Annotated in this window: 13 protein-coding genes; 5 read left to right on the top strand and 8 right to left on the bottom strand. The window is 67.5% G+C overall.

Features of this window, described 5'->3' with window-relative positions; all coding sequences use genetic code 11:
* Positions 1–12: 12 nt before the first annotated feature.
* Both OLX23_RS19420 and OLX23_RS19415 read left to right on the top strand, forming a co-directional pair.
* Entirely contained in the window at positions 13–678 is a 666-nt protein-coding gene (locus OLX23_RS19420) for a hypothetical protein (protein WP_264446707.1), read from the top strand.
* A gap of 58 nt (positions 679–736) precedes the next feature.
* Positions 737–1,885 carry an alpha-hydroxy acid oxidase gene (locus OLX23_RS19415; protein ID WP_264446706.1) on the top strand — a complete coding sequence of 383 codons (1,149 nt, stop codon included), beginning with the start codon at positions 737–739 and terminating at the stop codon, positions 1,883–1,885.
* On the opposite strand, the gene creD is transcribed toward OLX23_RS19415, so the two are convergent.
* The 3 genes from creD to OLX23_RS19400 form a co-directional block, all read right to left on the bottom strand.
* Positions 1,871–3,295, bottom strand: coding sequence for a cell envelope integrity protein CreD (creD, locus tag OLX23_RS19410; protein WP_264446705.1), 1,425 nt, complete (start codon positions 3,293–3,295; stop codon positions 1,871–1,873). The two genes, OLX23_RS19415 and creD, sit on opposite strands and share 15 nt — an antisense overlap.
* A gap of 65 nt (positions 3,296–3,360) precedes the next feature.
* Positions 3,361–5,460, bottom strand: a complete 2,100-nt coding sequence (locus tag OLX23_RS19405; RefSeq protein ID WP_264446704.1) for an FAD-dependent oxidoreductase — start codon at positions 5,458–5,460, stop codon at positions 3,361–3,363.
* 161 nt (positions 5,461–5,621) lie between these two features.
* On the bottom strand, positions 5,622–6,422 hold the full coding sequence (locus tag OLX23_RS19400; protein WP_264446703.1) for a S8 family serine peptidase: 801 nt from the start codon (positions 6,420–6,422) through the stop codon (positions 5,622–5,624).
* A gap of 171 nt (positions 6,423–6,593) precedes the next feature.
* Here OLX23_RS19400 and OLX23_RS19395 point away from each other — a divergent pair, with 171 nt between their 5' ends.
* Entirely contained in the window at positions 6,594–7,412 is an 819-nt protein-coding gene (locus tag OLX23_RS19395; RefSeq protein ID WP_264446702.1) for a DUF975 family protein, read from the top strand.
* Positions 7,413–7,495: 83 nt separating this feature from the next.
* On the opposite strand, the gene sdhA is transcribed toward OLX23_RS19395, so the two are convergent.
* The 3 genes from sdhA to sdhC are packed head-to-tail and all read right to left on the bottom strand — an operon-like array spanning position 7,496 to position 10,107.
* Positions 7,496–9,307: a succinate dehydrogenase flavoprotein subunit gene (gene sdhA / locus OLX23_RS19390; RefSeq protein WP_264446701.1), complete on the bottom strand. Its 1,812-nt coding sequence runs from the start codon at positions 9,305–9,307 to the stop codon at positions 7,496–7,498.
* A 2-nt stretch (positions 9,308–9,309) separates the two neighbouring features.
* Complete coding sequence (gene sdhD, locus OLX23_RS19385; RefSeq protein ID WP_264446700.1) at positions 9,310–9,693, bottom strand: succinate dehydrogenase, hydrophobic membrane anchor protein; 384 nt, start codon at positions 9,691–9,693, stop codon at positions 9,310–9,312.
* A 12-nt stretch (positions 9,694–9,705) separates the two neighbouring features.
* On the bottom strand, positions 9,706–10,107 hold the full coding sequence (gene sdhC, locus OLX23_RS19380; protein ID WP_264446699.1) for a succinate dehydrogenase, cytochrome b556 subunit: 402 nt from the start codon (positions 10,105–10,107) through the stop codon (positions 9,706–9,708).
* Positions 10,108–10,241: 134 nt separating this feature from the next.
* Between sdhC and OLX23_RS19375 the strand changes: the two genes are divergently transcribed.
* Both OLX23_RS19375 and OLX23_RS19370 read left to right on the top strand, forming a co-directional pair.
* Entirely contained in the window at positions 10,242–11,204 is a 963-nt protein-coding gene (locus OLX23_RS19375) for a 50S ribosomal protein L11 methyltransferase (RefSeq protein ID WP_264446698.1), read from the top strand.
* A 153-nt stretch (positions 11,205–11,357) separates the two neighbouring features.
* Positions 11,358–13,559, top strand: coding sequence for a TonB-dependent receptor (locus OLX23_RS19370; protein WP_264446697.1), 2,202 nt, complete (start codon positions 11,358–11,360; stop codon positions 13,557–13,559).
* 178 nt (positions 13,560–13,737) lie between these two features.
* On the opposite strand, the gene OLX23_RS19365 is transcribed toward OLX23_RS19370, so the two are convergent.
* Positions 13,738–14,886: a sterol desaturase family protein gene (locus OLX23_RS19365; RefSeq protein ID WP_264446696.1), complete on the bottom strand. Its 1,149-nt coding sequence runs from the start codon at positions 14,884–14,886 to the stop codon at positions 13,738–13,740.
* Positions 14,887–14,945: 59 nt separating this feature from the next.
* Complete coding sequence (locus OLX23_RS19360) at positions 14,946–15,737, bottom strand: SDR family NAD(P)-dependent oxidoreductase (RefSeq protein ID WP_264446695.1); 792 nt, start codon at positions 15,735–15,737, stop codon at positions 14,946–14,948.
* Positions 15,738–15,745: the final 8 nt, after the last annotated feature.

The raw sequence follows: 15,745 nt of genomic DNA, 5'->3' as shown, positions 1-15,745 counted from the left end.
TTGGAGATTCGCATGCGTAAGATGAGCTGGCTCGCGCTTTCGGCTATGGCGCTCGCGACCGCCCCCGCGCTCGCCGAACCCGATGAGCCCGAAAAGCCGATCACCCAACGTGACGTCAGCGCCAAGGACGTGGTCTCCACGCCCGCGACCGATCTCAACCTCAAGAAGGACGAGATTCCGGCGATCCTGCTCGCCGCCGAGGAGCGCCCTTACACGCTGAGCGGGCTGTCGACCTGCCGCCAGCTCGCGACCGCGATCGGCGATCTCGATGCGGTGCTGGGCGAGGACGTCGACATGCCGCAGACCGAGGGCAAGCGCACCACGCCGGGCCGCGTCGCGCAGTCGGTGGTCGGCTCGTTCATCCCCTTCCGCGGCCTGATCCGCGAGGTCTCGGGCGCCAACAGCCGCGACCGCGCATTGCAGGCGGCGATCCTCTCGGGCGTCGCGCGGCGCTCGTTCCTCAAGGGCATCGGCCAGGGCAAGGGCTGCCGCTATCCGGCGCGCTCGGCCACGCTCGACGTGTTCAACGAACGCATGGCCGCGCTCGAAGCCGGCAGGGAACCGCCGCGCGCGCGGCCGGCCGACGCCGAACCGACCAACAGCAGTAGCGGCAGCAGCCGCAGCGATACCCGCGCGGTGCGCTATGTCTCGCGGCCGATGGTCCAGCGCGCCGACTGAGCCCCCTGTCTCTTCGGTGAGGATTGTTGCTTTTGAGCGCTTGCGCTAGCGAGCGCTCATGCGCCTAACCGACTGCCACAACATCGACGATTTCCGGCTTCTCGCGAAGCAGCGCCTGCCCTGGCCGGTGTTCGACTACATCGACGGCGCCGCCGACGACGAACTGACCAAGGGGCGCAACACCGCGGCCTATGCCGACTGCGACCTCGTCCCCGACGTGCTCGCGGGGGTGCACGAGATCGACACCTCGGTCGAGATCCTCGGTCGCAGGAGCGCGCTACCGCTGATCCTTTCGCCGACCGCGCTGCAGCGCGTGTTCCACTGGCAGGGCGAACGCGCCGTGGCCAAGGCGGCCGAGAAGTTCGGCCTGTGGTTCGGCATTTCGAGCCTCGCGACGGTGTCGATCGAAGAGATCGGCGCGCTCGTTTCGACGCCGAAGATGTTCCAGTTCTACTACCACAAGGACCGCGGGCTGAACCGCTCGATGATCGAGCGCTGCCAGGCCGCGAAGTTCGATGCGATCGCGCTGACGGTCGACACGATCGTCTCGGGCAAGCGCGAGCGCTGCGCGCGCTCGGGCTTCACCTCGCCGCCGAAGTTCACCCCCTCGTCGGCGCTGTCCTATGCGATCAAGCCGCGCTGGGCGCTCGACTACGTGTTCCGCGAGAAGTTCGCGCTGCCCAACCTCGACACCCATGTGAAGGAGGGTAGCGGCGAGGCCGTGTCGATCGCCGGCTATTTCAACACGATGCTCGACCCGTCGATGGACTGGAAGATGGCCGAGCAGCTGCGCGAGGACTGGGGCGGCAAGTTCGCGCTCAAGGGTGTGATGTCGGTCGCCGACGCCAGGCGCGCGGTGGCGATGGGCGCCGATGCGATCATGATCTCGAACCACGGCGGCCGCCAGCTCGACGGCAGCCGCGCACCGTTCGATCAGGTCCGCGAGATCGTCGACGCGGTCGGCGGGCAGATCGAGGTGATCTGCGACGGCGGCGTGCGTCGCGGCACCCACGCACTCAAGGCGCTGGCCGCGGGCGCCGACTGCGCCTCGGGCGGTCGCCTCTACCTCTATGCCCTCGCCGCCGCCGGCCAGCCCGGCGTCGAGCGCGCGATCGGCCTGCTCAAGGACGAGATCGAGCGCGGCATGAAGCTGATGGGGGTCAAGAGCGTCGCCGAACTCAACCGCGACCGGCTACGCTGGCGCTGAGCCCGGAGCGCGGCCGACCGCGCTCCAGTCCACCTTGCGCGTCGCGTACATCACCCCGGCCAACGCAGCGAACAGCAACACCGAGCCGATCACCAGCGACCAGGCCTCGAGGTTGAGCAGCACGAACAGCAGGGCATAGAGCCCGACCAGCAGCGCGCCGATGAAGCGTCCGCGCCGCCAGCTTTTGAGCACGGCCGCGCTGTAAGCGCTGAGCAGGCCGATGATCGCCGCCGAGGCGAGCAGATAGGCGGCGGTGAAGCCGATCACCTCGGCGAAGGCCAGCAGCATCACGAAGAACAGCACGAGCCCGGCACCGGTCAGCAGGTACTCCGCCGCGGCCACGCGCGCGCCGCCGACGACGTCGAACAGCAGGAAGGCGAGGAAGGTGAAGCCGATGAACAGGAAGCCGTACTTCACCGAGCGATCGACCTTCGAATAGAGGTTCACCGGCTCGATCAGTCCGACCGTGACGGCCAGGGCCTGGCCCGAGCTCGTGCTGACGCCGTCGACGGTGATGCCGATCCGGCTCGACGGTCCGTCGGGCGCACCGGTGTCGATGACCGGCGGTCCCTGATCGTCGGTCGCGACCGGCGCCTGGCCGAGCGCGAGCTTGTCGACCGTGTAGCTGGCCTTGAAGCCCTTGTCCGAGATCTGCGGCTTCTCGGGCAGGAAGGCACCGCCGAAGCTCGGGCTGGCCCAGGGCGAGGTCACGTCCCACTTGGTCTGGCCGCCGCGCGGCACCAGGCTCAGCGAGCGGCTGCCGCGCAGCCCGAAGGCATAGTCGACCGCGAGCGTACCCGCACCCGTCCACGGGACGAAGGCGAAGAATCCCTGTCCGCCCGTCGCGCCCGGTCCCTTGCCCGGCTGCACCGCGAGCGCCTGGCCATTGGCCATGAGCGTGCCGCCGGTGGTGAGCCCGCGCGCATCCGAAGCACCCAGGCGCAGTTCGGCGCGGTCCCAGATCAGCTTGTCGGCGGTCACCCCGAAGCGCGGCAGGTCGGCGGGCAGCGCGAAGCTCGCCTTGCCCTTGACCTGGGCTTCGTAGAGCACCGAACGGTAAATCGACTTGCGCCGCTCCTCGGGCTTGATCGCGGTGGTCACGTCGTTCTGCACGGGCGAGATGTAGAGCAGCTTCTCGACCTCGACCGTGCGCGTCGTGGTCTTGCCGTCGGAGCCGGTTTCGTTCTGCGTCTCGGTCGTGCGGAAAGGCACGACGACCACCGGCCCGGCCAGCACCTGCGGCCCGCCCCAACCGGCATTGATTGAATTCTGCGCGGTTTCGGACTGGCTCTGCCGGTCCCAGACCAGCGCATAGACCATCATCAGCGGGATCACGAGCGCCAGCCCGATCAGGCTGGCGAGCAGCAGCTTGATCCCCGGCGAGCGTTCCTTGCGCACGGTTTCGGTCATGACGGCCCCTTCCCCAACGTCCGGTCAAGATCACCCGGCGAGACTTGCTCGCGGCTGAACGAAGGTCAATGCCGCCGTGGAAGGTCGGCCGGCAGCATCGCCGTTTCGAGCGGATCGGGCGCGAACCAGGCTTCGCCGATCGTCGCCGGCGCATCGGGTTCGCCGATCAGGCGGGCGAACTTCTGGCCTTCGTAGGGCGCCGCCGCGAGCATGCGCGCGGCGAGCGCGTCGCCGATCGTGAAGAGCTGCGCCACCTTGCCTTCGAGTGCGCGGGCGATGTCGTCGATCGGCTCGCGCGCGGTCGACAGGATCACCGCGTCAGCCGCCTCGCGCCGCTCCTCGCCGGTGTGAACGTCGTAGAGCACGACCGCGCCCGGTTCGATCCGCCGTACCCAGGTGCTCGGGCGCAGGCGCACGCCGGCACGCTTCATCCGCGCGACGATGTAGCGCTCTTCCCAGTTGTCGGTGTTGCGCCCCGAGACCGGCGAATAGGTCGCGGTGACGAACTGCACCTCGGCGCCCTCGCCCGCGAGGATCTCGGCGAGACCCGGGCCCGTGTGATAGCCCTCGGCATCGATCACGAAGACCTTGCCGCTCGGCCGCACGCCGCCCGCCAGGATCGCTTCGGGGCGATGGACGAAAGGCAGGTCCCAACCGGGCAGGTCGGCGTCGAAATTGATGCTGCGCCCGCCGGGGCTGTAGCGCGCGCCGGTGGCGACGATCACCGCATCGGGCGCCTCGGCCAGGACGCCGTCGGCCGTGGCTTCGATTCCAGCTCGTACGTCCACCCCGAGCCGCGCCATTTCGCGTGCCCACCAGTCGATCGCAGAGCGGTAGTGCTCGCGTCCCGGCAAGCCGGCCCACAGCGACAGCGCGCCGCCCAGTTGCGCGTTCTTCTCGATCAGGGTGACCGCGTGCCCGTGCAGCGCCGCCACTCGCGCCGCCTCCATCCCGCCCGGCCCGCCGCCGACGACCACGACCTTGCGGCTCTCCGCCGCCGGCGTGAAGCTGTCGTCGTTCCACACGCGATCGCGGTAGCTCGCGGGATTGATCGCGCAGCCCTGCGCGCCGTCGCCGCCCGCGGCGGTGCACCAGTTGCAGGCGATGCAGGTGCGGCTCAGATGCTCGAGCCCGTCGCGCGCGTTCTGGACAAAACGCGGTTCGGCAATCAGCTGGCGCGCCGAGCCGACCACATCGCAGACCCCGTCGGCGAGCGCGGCTTCGGCATCGGCCATATCGGTCAGGTTGCCGAGCACCGACAGCACGGGGACCGCGCCCGCCGCCTTGCGCACCTGCTCGACGAAGGGCCGGTAGTATTGCTTGCGCTCGAAACCCGTGGGCATGCCGTGGTGGAACTGCTGCGGTTCGAGCCCGACGTCGAGATCGATGTAATCGAGCAGGCCACGTTCGCAGAGATGCTGCACCACTTCGAATGCCGTATCGGTGCCGTAGCCGCCCTCGATCTGCTCGTCGCAATTGAAGCGCATGCCCACGGCGAAAGCGCTGCCGGCGACTTCGTTCGCACCGTCGCGCGCCGCCTGCAGCGCCTCCACGACGAAGCGCATGCGGTTCTCGAGGCTTCCGCCATATTCGTCGGTGCGCTGGTTGAAATAGGGCGAGAGGAACTGCTCGACCAAGGCGGCGTGGCTGGCGTGGAGCATGATGCCGTCGAAACCCGCCTCGGCCATGTGCTTGGCCGTCTGACGGATCGCGGCGATCATTCCCGCGATCTCCTCCCTGCTCATCGCCCGCGTCGAGGCAGCGCGGCCGTTGAGCCCGAACTGCCGCACCGAGGGCGCGAGCGACGGTGCCGGCGGGCTCAGCGCCTGCCATTGCCCCGCGCCGATCCAGTGGTAGAGCGTCTCGCCGAAGATCTTGCCGCCGGCCGCGTGGATCGCATCGGCCATGACGCGGAAGGCGGCGACGTTCTCGGGCGGATGCGGCGACGGCTGGCGCGTGCGTCCGCGCTCGTGGATCGCCAGCGCCACCACGACCAGCCCGCAGCCGCCACCACGCACGCGCTCGGCACTATAGGCGACCAGATCGTCGAGCGGCTTGGAACCGGCGCTCAGCGCCGAACCGTGCGGGGCGAAGAAATAGCGCGTCGGGATTTCGACGGGGCCGAGCCGGATCGGCGAGAAAACCTTGGGATATTTCGGATGCATCGCCTCTCCTCCCGCATCATTGTTGTTTGCTTCGCTACAACGGGCGGACTCGCGGGTCATCCATTAATAGTACGGATCGGTCATATTTTATGCCGCAAGCCCTGCTGCACACCAAGGCTATCCCGGCAAGATGACCCGGTGAAGCGCGAAGGCTGGAACGATCAGGCGCCCGGTTGCGCGACGCGCATGTCGAGCAGGTGCGCGGTCTCGATCGGCGCGGCGAAGGAGGTGCCGGTCGCCATGGCGCCCGAACCATCGGCCAGCGCGGTCGGCACGCCGACACCGCGCTGCCAGACGTAGCGATAGCCGGTGGTGTCGGCCTCGGGCCGGTTGGTGCCCTTCCACGGCTGCCCCTGGGCATCGAGCGCGCCGACCAGCACCGCGCCCGGATAGGCCGCGCGCGCCGCGCCGAGGTTGCTTGGGCGATCGTGCCCGTCGTTGCCCGCGGCGAGGATCACGAGAATGCCACGCGCGGCGGCTGCGCGCACCGCCTCGACGATCAGCGGATCGTCCTTCATCGCCAGCGAGATGTTGATCGCCGAAACGCCGAGATCCATCGCCTTGCGGATCGCGCCGGCGACCGGCGCGGCGCTGCCCTGGCAGGGCGGATTGAAGCCGACGGGGCAGCCCGCGGGATCGTCGATGCGCAGCGAGATGATCTCGACCGGGCGCTTGGCCTCACGCGCGAGGATCGTCGCAACCATGGTCCCGTGATTGTCGCGCGGACGGAACGCCGGGCGCGCCGGCTCGGCCGCCATGTCGAATTCGCTGGTGACGAGCGCCTGCAGTTCAGGGGTTCGGGCGATGCCGCTGTCGATCACCGCGACACGAACGCGACCGGGGAGCGGCTGGACGACCGGGACCGACACGCTTGCGATCGCCGCGTGGTCCTGACCGATGGCCGCAGGAGAGACGATGCTCGCACCCGCCAACAGGCCGAGCAAACCCAGCAAATGACGCAATCAACCCACCCGCGCGGCCCACGCCGCGAGCAATCCCTGCCGGCGAGACTGCCGGCGCTCCGCTTATACCGCAAGTCTCGTTAACCAAGTTTTGCTTTGCCGATCGGCAGATTCCGTCGCGGCTTGGGTCACGCGACGGATGCAACGGATGTGGACCAAGCTGGCGTGGCAATGGCCACCGATCGCTCTAAACATCCGCCGCGCTCGGGCCGTGGGGAACGGTCGAAACCAGGGGGTACGATGAAGGAGTTCAGCATAGGCGGAGTGATCGGCGACACGATCGAGAACATCCGCGACAGATTCGGCTTTCACTTGGCCTACGCCTTGCCCGCGATGGTCCTCTCGACCTTGGCCGGCCAGATCGTCAGCCGCCAAGCGCTGACCACCCAGGCCCAGCCCGGCAATCAGCTCGCCTTGTTCTCCTCGCCCTACTACTGGCTGGCCATGCTGCTCGGCATCGTGATCGCGGGGTGGAATACGACGGCCCTTGTCGGCTCGATGCTGCAACGGCGCGGCGCGGTATCGTTCAACGACCTGATCGCGATCTCGATCGCGAATGTCGGCAAATTCATCGTGCTCTATCTGATCTGGTATCTGGCCTTCATCGTCGGCTCGATACTGCTGGTCGTACCTGGGCTGATCGTCGTGACGATCTGGTCCGCCGCAATCCCGGCGATGGTCGATCAAAAACTGGGCCCTTGGGCCGCCCTGCAGGAAAGCCGGCGCCTGTCCAAAGGCGCGCGTTGGAAAATTTTTGCCACGCTGCTCGTCCTCCTGCTGGTGATGGCAATACCCAGCCTCGTGCTGTGGGGCATCGCCGGGGGGCCGATGCAGATGATCGCGATCACCCAGGCCAATCCGCTGGTGTCGGGGGTATTCACTCTGGCAATGGGCCTGCTGTCGACAATCTTCCTGTCGGCCTATTTCGTCGCGATCTATCGCCGGCTGACCGGAGACGTCCGTCCGGGCCTGGTCGAAACCTTCGCCTGATCGGCACTTCGCCGATCGACACCAAAGCAAAAGGCCGGAGCTTGCGCCCCGGCCTTTCGTTTTTCCGGCTCCGATGCCGTCGATCAGTACACGCGCTTCTTCGGCTTGATGTACTCGACGTCGTCGGTCAGCGTGTATTCGTGGACCGGGCGGTAGTCGAGCTTGACGCCGCCGCCCTTGCCGCCCCAGCCGTCGAACCAGGCGACGGTGTGCTTCATCCAGTTGGCGTCGTCGCGATCGGGGAAGTCCTCGTGCGCGTGGGCGCCGCGGCTTTCCTTGCGGTTCTGCGCGCCGTGGAGCGTGACGCTCGCCTGGCTGATCAGGTTGTCGAGTTCCATCGTCTCGACCAGGTCCGAGTTCCAGATCAGGCCCTTGTCGGTGACGTGGAGGTCCTGCATCCGCTCGTAGGTCTTGGCGAGCTTCGCCTTGCCCTCGACCATCAGCTCGTCGGTGCGGAACACGGCCGCATGCGCGGTCATCGTGCGCTGCATCTCGGCGCGAACCTGCGCCGTCGGCGAGCCGCCCTTGGCGTTGCGGAAGTGGTCGAGACGCGTGAGCGCCAGATCGGCCGAATCCTTGGGCAGTTCGGGCCAGGCGGCAGCCGGATCGACCAGTTCCTTGAGACGGTGACCGGTCGCGCGGCCGAAGACCACGAGGTCGATCAGCGAGTTCGAGCCCAGGCGGTTGGCGCCGTGGACCGAGACGCAGGCCGCTTCGCCCACCGCGAACAGGCCGGGGACGACCGTCTCGGGGTTGCCGTCGGTGCCGATCGTCATGACCTCGCCGTGGTAGTTCGTCGGAATGCCGCCCATGTTGTAGTGGACGGTCGGAACCACCGGCAGCGGCTGGCGCGTCAGGTCGACGCCCGCGAAGATCTTGCCCGATTCCGTGATGCCCGGCAGACGCTCGGCCAGCACCGCGGGATCGATGTGATCGAGGTGCAGGTAGATGTATTCGCCGTTCGGGCCGACGCCGCGGCCCTCGCGGATTTCCATCGCCATCGAACGGCTGACGACGTCGCGCGAGGCGAGGTCCTTGGCCGACGGGGCATAGCGCTCCATGAAGCGCTCGCCGGTCGAGTTGGTCAGGTAACCGCCCTCGCCGCGCGCGCCCTCGGTGATGAGCACGCCCGCGCCGTAGATGCCGGTCGGGTGGAACTGGACGAATTCCATGTCCTGCAGCGGCAGACCCGCGCGCAGCACCATGCCGCCGCCGTCACCCGTGCAGGTGTGCGCCGAAGTGGCGGTGAAGTAGCAGCGACCGTAGCCGCCCGTCGCCAGGACCACGGCCTTGGCGCGGAAGCGATGGATCGTGCCATCGTCCATGCACAGCGCGATCACGCCGACGCACTTGCCGTTGTCCATGATCAGGTCGATCGCGAAGTATTCGATGAAGAAGTCCGCGTCGTACTTCAGCGACTGCTGGTAGAGCGCGTGCAGCATCGCGTGGCCGGTACGGTCGGCCGCGGCGCAGGTGCGCTGGACCGGCGGGCCCTCGCCCATGTTCTGCATGTGGCCGCCGAACGGACGCTGGTAGATCGTGCCATCGGCATTGCGGCTGAACGGCACGCCCGCGTGCTCGAGCTCGTAGACCGCGGCGGGTGCTTCGCGCACCATGTATTCGATCGCGTCCTGGTCGCCGAGCCAGTCGGAACCCTTGACCGTGTCGAACATGTGCCAGGTCCAGTGGTCCGGGCTGTTGTTCTTCAGCGAGGCGGCGATGCCGCCCTGCGCCGCGACGGTGTGCGAGCGGGTCGGGAACACCTTGGTGATGCAGGCGGTCTTGAGACCGGCCTCGGCGCTGCCCATCGTGGCGCGCAGGCCCGAGCCACCGGCGCCGACGACGACGGTGTCATAGGTGTGGTCGATGATCTTGTAGGCGGACTGAGTCGACATGCTTATGCGCCTCCGAGCGCGAGACGGATGACGCAGAACAAGCCGAACGCCGCGCCGCCGAAGGCAGCGAGGTTCAGCAGTGCGAGAACGGCGAACTTGTTGCCATGTTCGTGGACGTAGTCCTCGAACATCACCTGCATGCCGAGGCGCGCGTGCCAGAAGCTGCTGACGATCAGCAGCGCCATCGCGGTCGCGGGGACCGGCCGCGCGATCCATTCGCGCACGCTCTCGTAGCTGAAGTTCTGCATCATCAGCAGCGATGCGACGAACCACAGCACGAGCAGCAGGTTGCCGATCGCGGTGAAGCGCTGGAGCAGCCAGTGATGCGAGCCCGTCTTCGCCGAGCCGAGGCCGCGGACGCGGCCGATCGAGGTTCCGTTACCCATTGCCTGGCTCCCTCAGCGCAGCAGCAGCGCCGCCCAGAAGGCGGCAGTGAGGAGGATGCCGATGATCGGCGTGAGGACCGACCACAGCGCGTTGCTGTTCAGCTCGAAGTTCGCGCCCACGTCGAGGAAGAAGTGGCGGATGCCCGAAGCCATGTGGTTGAAGAAGGCCCAGGAAATGCCAACCAGTACGACCATGCCGTACCAGGCCGAGGCGTGACCGGTGAAGGTCGCGTAAGCGGCCGGGCCGCTGGCGAGCGCGCCGAGCCACCACAGCAGAACGCCGAGACCTGCGACCGCCAGGCCGTTGCCCGTAACGCGGTGAAGGATGGACACGGCCATCGCGGGTCCCCAGCGCCAGATCTGCAGATGCGGCGAAAGCGGACGGTTCCTGCCCGAAGGGCTGGCTTGAGCCATTTTCTCGAATCCCCGTTGTGCGAAGCAACATTGAGTGCTGCTCTTGCGCTCCCCCTTAGCCAAATCGCCGGGTCGTGCAAGTCGGTGCCGCCTTCGCCTTGGCGATCGGCTGCACGATGCCTATGGGGAGCGGCATGAGCACAGCCTGGAAACTGACCGCCTTCGCGCCGCGCGCCGTGATCGAAGCCGCGCTGATCGCGCACGAGGACGCCTTCGACTGGGATCCGGACATGGTGCTGTCGGGCAGCGAGATCGCCGAGGACAATCCCGACGACTGGCGGCTCGAGGTCTGGCTGCCGCACAAGCCGGGCAAGGCCGAAAAGGCCGCGGTCGTCGCGCTGTTCGCCGACAAAGCGCCGCCGCTCGAGGTCGAGGAACTGCCCGAGACCGACTGGGTGACCGAGAGCCAGCAGGGCCTCGAACCGATCCGCGCGGGCAAATTCCACGTCCACACGCCCGAACACGCGCCGCTGGCCCGGCGCGGCGTGCGCGACTTCACCATTCCCGCGAGCCGTGCCTTCGGCACCGGCCAGCACGCGACGACCGCGGGATGCCTGGCGATGCTGACGCACATGAAGCGCGAGGGCGTGATCGTGCGCAACCTCGCCGACATCGGCACGGGCACGGGCCTGCTGGCCTTCGCCGCGCTCGACCTCTGGCCGCGCGCGCTGGCGACCGCGAGCGACATCGACGACGTCTGCATCGGGGTGGTCGACGACAACGCCGCGCTCAACGGGATCCCGCTGGGCGCAGCGCCAGGTGCGGTGACGATGGTCGTGGCCGACGGCATGGCCCATCCCGTACTGCAGGTGCGCGGCCCCTACGACCTGCTGATCGCCAACATCCTGGCCGGCCCGTTGATCGAACTCGCACCCGATTTCGCCGACGCGCTGGTCCCCGGCGGACATCTGCTCCTCGCCGGCCTGCTCGAGACGCAGGAAGCCCAGGTGCGCGCAGCCTGCCGCCGCGCCGGCCTGCGCCTCGCGGCGCGCTTGGTGAACGGCGACTGGTCGATCCTGTGGCTGCGCAAGCGCCAGGGCGCCCGCGTCCGCACGACGCGGCCGGGGCAACTCCCCGACTGGTCGCGGCGCTGGTAACGCGCCTTTTTGCGAGCACACTGTTCTCCAAAGTCGTAGAACAATTCCGCAGGGCAATCGGCCTTGCCTGTATCGGTCAAATCCCTCCGTTTTGGTTGCAGCGGCCCCCAGCGCGCCGCATGCGACGGAAAGTGAACAAAATGGGAGGGGACCATGCAGCACTCGAAATTCGCGTTTCTGGCAGGTGCATCCGCACTGCTTTTCGCCGTTCCAGCACAGGCTCAAGACGCCGCTTCGGCGCCCGCCGCGCAGGAGACCGAGGCCCGGCAGGGTTCGGCCGCGGCGCTGATCGACGACATCGTCGTCCGCGCGCGTAAGAAAGGCGCGGCCGAGCGCGCGCAGGACGTGCCGATCGCGCTGACCGCGGTCAGCGGCGCGCAGATCGAGGCGATGTTCGCGCAGGACCTGACCGACGTCGGCATGACCATGCCCAACGTCCGCCTCGACGACGGCGGCGCCTTCCCGGGCGTGTCGAACTACACGATCCGCGGCATGGGCTTCAACTCGACGATCGCCTCGGTCGAGCCGACGGTCGGCACCTTCGTCGACGGCATCTACATCGGCGCCAACCTCGGCGGCCTGCAGGAAACGCTCGACCTGGAATCGGTCGAAGTGCTGCGCGGCCCGCAGGGTACGCTGTTCGGCCGCAACGTCACCGGCGGCGCGGTCGTGATGCGTTCGCGCCGGCCCGAGGGCGAATTCGGCGGCATTTTCCGCATCGGCTCGGGCAGCGGCAACCGCAAGGTCCTGGCCGCCGGTGTCGAGGGTCCGCTGTCGGACACCGTCGCCGCGAAGATCTTCGCGCAGTACAGCGACTATGACGGCGACTGGCACAACCTGACCACGGGCAAGCGCCACGGCGCCGACGAGACCTTCGCGGTCCGCCCGATGATCCGTTTCCGCCCGAGCTCCGCAGTCGACATCACCGTGATCGGCGAATACGGCAAGACCGACGGCGACGGCGTCGCCAGCCGCTTCATCGAGGACCCGGCGCAGCTGCTCTACACCCAGGGCATCCGCGAGCCGAAGGGCGCGGAGAACCTCTCGATCAACTTCGACGGCGACACCGACATCGAATGGAAGCAGGCCGTGCTCGACGCCAATGTCGAGCTGGGCGGCGGCACGCTGACCTCGATCACCGGCTATCGCAAGGTCGACTACTTCTCGACCGGCGACACCGACGGCTCGCAGAGCGAGACCGCGCGCGCGATCAACAAGATGAGCCAGCACCAGTTCAGTTCGGAACTGCGCTATGCGGGCAAGGCGCTCGACGGCAAGCTCGACTACACGATCGGTGCCTACTACTTCGAACAGCGCATGGAGCAGTTCTACCATGTGTTCTTCTTCGGCAATTCGAACCAGCGTTCGCGCGGCGTGCTCAACCACCACACCTGGTCGGTCTTCGCCCAGGGCGACTACGAGGTGGTGCCCGGCTTCTTCGTGACCGCCGGCGGCCGCTACACCTGGGAAAAGAAGCGCGCGGCGACGGGCCGCACCAACGAGTGCACGGTCCAGCTCGTCTGCAGCCTGACCGACGAAGGCTCGACCGTCTGGAAGAACTTCGCGCCCAAGGTCGGCCTGAGCTGGAAGGCCACCGACGACGTGCTGGTCTATGCCAGCTGGACCAAGGGCTTCCGCTCGGGCGGCTACAACATCCGCACCACCGGCGCTCGCTTCAACCCGGCCACCCCGGCCGCGGCGAACGAGTCCGCGGGGCCCTACGATCAGGAAGTCGTCAAGGCGCTCGAAGGCGGCATCAAGACCGAGTTCCTCGACGGCAAGGCGCGCGTCAACCTGGCCGCGTTCCACAACAATTACGACGGCCTGCAGCGCACGGTGAACCAGGGCCTGGTCAACTTCATCGCCAACGTCGCCAAGGCGACGGTCAACGGCGTCGAGCTCGAAACCACCTTCCTGCCCGCGCCGAACCTCGCGCTGACCGCCAACGTCGGTTACCTCGACGCGAAGTACAAGGACTACATCCTGCCGGGCACGACCACGAACCTCAGCGGCAAGCAGCTGATCCGTGCGCCGAAGTGGACCTATACCCTGGCCTTCACCCATGATCTCGACCTGGGCTCGGGCGGCGTGCTGACCAGCCGCGCCTCGCTCAACTACAGCGGCAAGACCCCGGCCAACGATCCGGGCAACTACTTCGCCGCGGCCTATCACCTGGTCGACGCCAGCCTGACCTGGTCGCCCGAGGGCAACAGCGACTTCAAGCTGTCGGCCTGGGTCAAGAACCTGACCAACGAGAAGTACTCGCTGACGGCGACCTATGTCGGCACCTTGTTCACCAACCTCTACCAGGCGCCGCCGCGGCGCTGGGGCGTGGAAGCCACGTACAAGTTCTGACCTTCTCTTAGATCCTCCCTATTTCTGCGAAGCATAAATGGGGAGGGGGACCGCCAGCCCAATTGGGCTGGTGGTGGAGGGGTATCTCGCGCAACCTACCCCTCCACCACGCTGCTTCGCGTCGCGGTCCCCCTCCCCGTTTGTGTCCTTCGGACAAAAACAGGGAGGATCTTTTCCCTCAATCCTTCGGCTGCTTGCGCACGAACGGATACTTCAGCTGCGCCCAGTAACCCGCGGGGACCTTCTCGGGCACGCCGTAGTCCTTGGGCCAGCGCCCCTCGGGCAGGTGGAAGGTGCCGAACAGCTTGTCGAGCAGCGGCAGGTGGATCGCGAAGTTCACGTCGACCGCCTCCTGCTCGAGCCCGTGGTGCCAATGGTGGAACCGCGGCGTCGCGACCCACTGGCCGAGGCGGTTGAAGTCTCCGCCCAGGTTGGCGTGGAGCAGCGACGAGTAGACATAGACGAAGCCGATATAGGCCTGCATCACCGAAGGGCTGAAGCCCAGGGTGAACAGCGGCAGCGAGGTCACCGCGCGCAGCAGCACGACCTCGACGAAATGCATGCGCGCGCCCGCCAGCCAGTCCATCGCCGGTGCCGAATGGTGGACCGCGTGGAAGCCCCAAAGGAACGGCACCGTGTGGAACAGGCGGTGGTACCAGTACTGGAACAGGTCCGAGAGCACGATCACCGCAAGGAACTGGACCACCCAGGGCAGCGCCGCGACCCAGTGGCGGAAGCCTTCCCAGCCGCCGGTATTGGCGTTGACATAGGCCTGCGGCGCCAGCGCGAGGAAGGTGAAGGCCTGCACCATCATCGAGCTGATAAGATAATAGAACAGGTCCTCGCGCCACTCGATGCGGAACAGCCGCTGCTCGGCGCGGTGCGGGAAAAAGCGCTCGATCGGCGCGAACATGAAGCCGGTGACGAGCAGGTTGACGATGAAGAAGTCGAGCCCGAAGAAAATGCCCCAGTCGCGCATTTCCGCGGGCTGGACGTTCGATCCGCCGATCAGCGCCGCGACGAGGCCGACGACCAGCGCGGTCGCGCCGAGCGCCTTGCGCGGGCGCAGCAGCAGGCTGAGCAGGGCGAGTGCATAGGAGGCCAGCAGCAGCGCATGGACCGCCAGGCGAAACTCGGGCCAGTCCTTGAGCGCCTGCAGTTCGGGCATCGCGAAAAGCCCCGGATAGCGCAGCGCCAGGACCATGCCGAAGCCGCAGATCGCGAAGAGCAGCGCGAAGAAGCCCGCGAACCAGCCCGAACCGAAACCGCGCACCTCGATCGGTGCCTGCAGGTCCTGCTCAAGGTTCTTGAAGAAATTCCGCAACATAGCCCCGCCCCTTAGGATAAGGGACGGACGCTATGACAATTTCGCGATGATGGCGAGCCTCAGCCGGCGCGATAGCGCGGCGCGACCTGGCCCTTCGACAGGTTCGGCGCCATCGCCAGCCGCGCCGCCTGCATCGCCTGCCACTGGCCCTCGTCGGGCAGCGGCGGAATCGTGACCGTCTCGCGCCGATCGAAGCCGAGCAGTGCCGCATCGACGAGATCGTCGACATCCATGACGAAATCGGGTGGGAAGGCGTCGACGTCCTTGCCCGAACGCTCCCAGATCTCGGTGCGCGTCGCGCCCGGCAGCACCGCCTGGGTATAGACGCCCTTGTCGGCGAGCTGCGCCGACAGCGCCTGGCTCAGGTTGAGCAGGAAGGCCTTGGTGCCGCTGTAGACGCCGTCGAACATTTCGGGCGCGAGCGCGAGGACCGAAGCGATGTTGACGATCGCGCCGTCTTCCTTCGCGACGAAGGCCTTCGCCGCGGCGGCGGCCAGTCGCGTCGGCGCGGTGACATTCAGCGCGATGATCCGCGCGAGCTGGTCCGGGCCGTTCTCGAGCACGCTGCCGTCGAGCGACATGCCGGCATTGTTGATCAGCAGGCTGACGTCGCCCGCGGCCAGCCGCGCCTCGATCCGGGTAACGTCGGCATCGGCGGTGAGATCGGCGCCGATCACCTCGATCGCCACGCCGGTCTCGCCGCGCAGCCGCTCGGCCAGCGCTTCCATCCGCGCGGTGTCGCGCGCGACGAGGACGAGGTTCAGGCCGCGCCGGGCCAGCCGGTCGGCATAGACCGCGCCGATCCCGCTCGAGGCGCCGGTAACGAGGGCGGTTCCCTGGGTATTGCTCATGTCGCAAC

This window comes from Novosphingobium sp. JCM 18896, assembly GCF_025938095.1.
In the GTDB taxonomy this organism is placed as follows: domain Bacteria; phylum Pseudomonadota; class Alphaproteobacteria; order Sphingomonadales; family Sphingomonadaceae; genus Novosphingobium.
The sequence above is the reverse complement of the archived record's forward strand: the minus strand, read 5'-3'. Positions and strand labels throughout refer to the sequence as shown.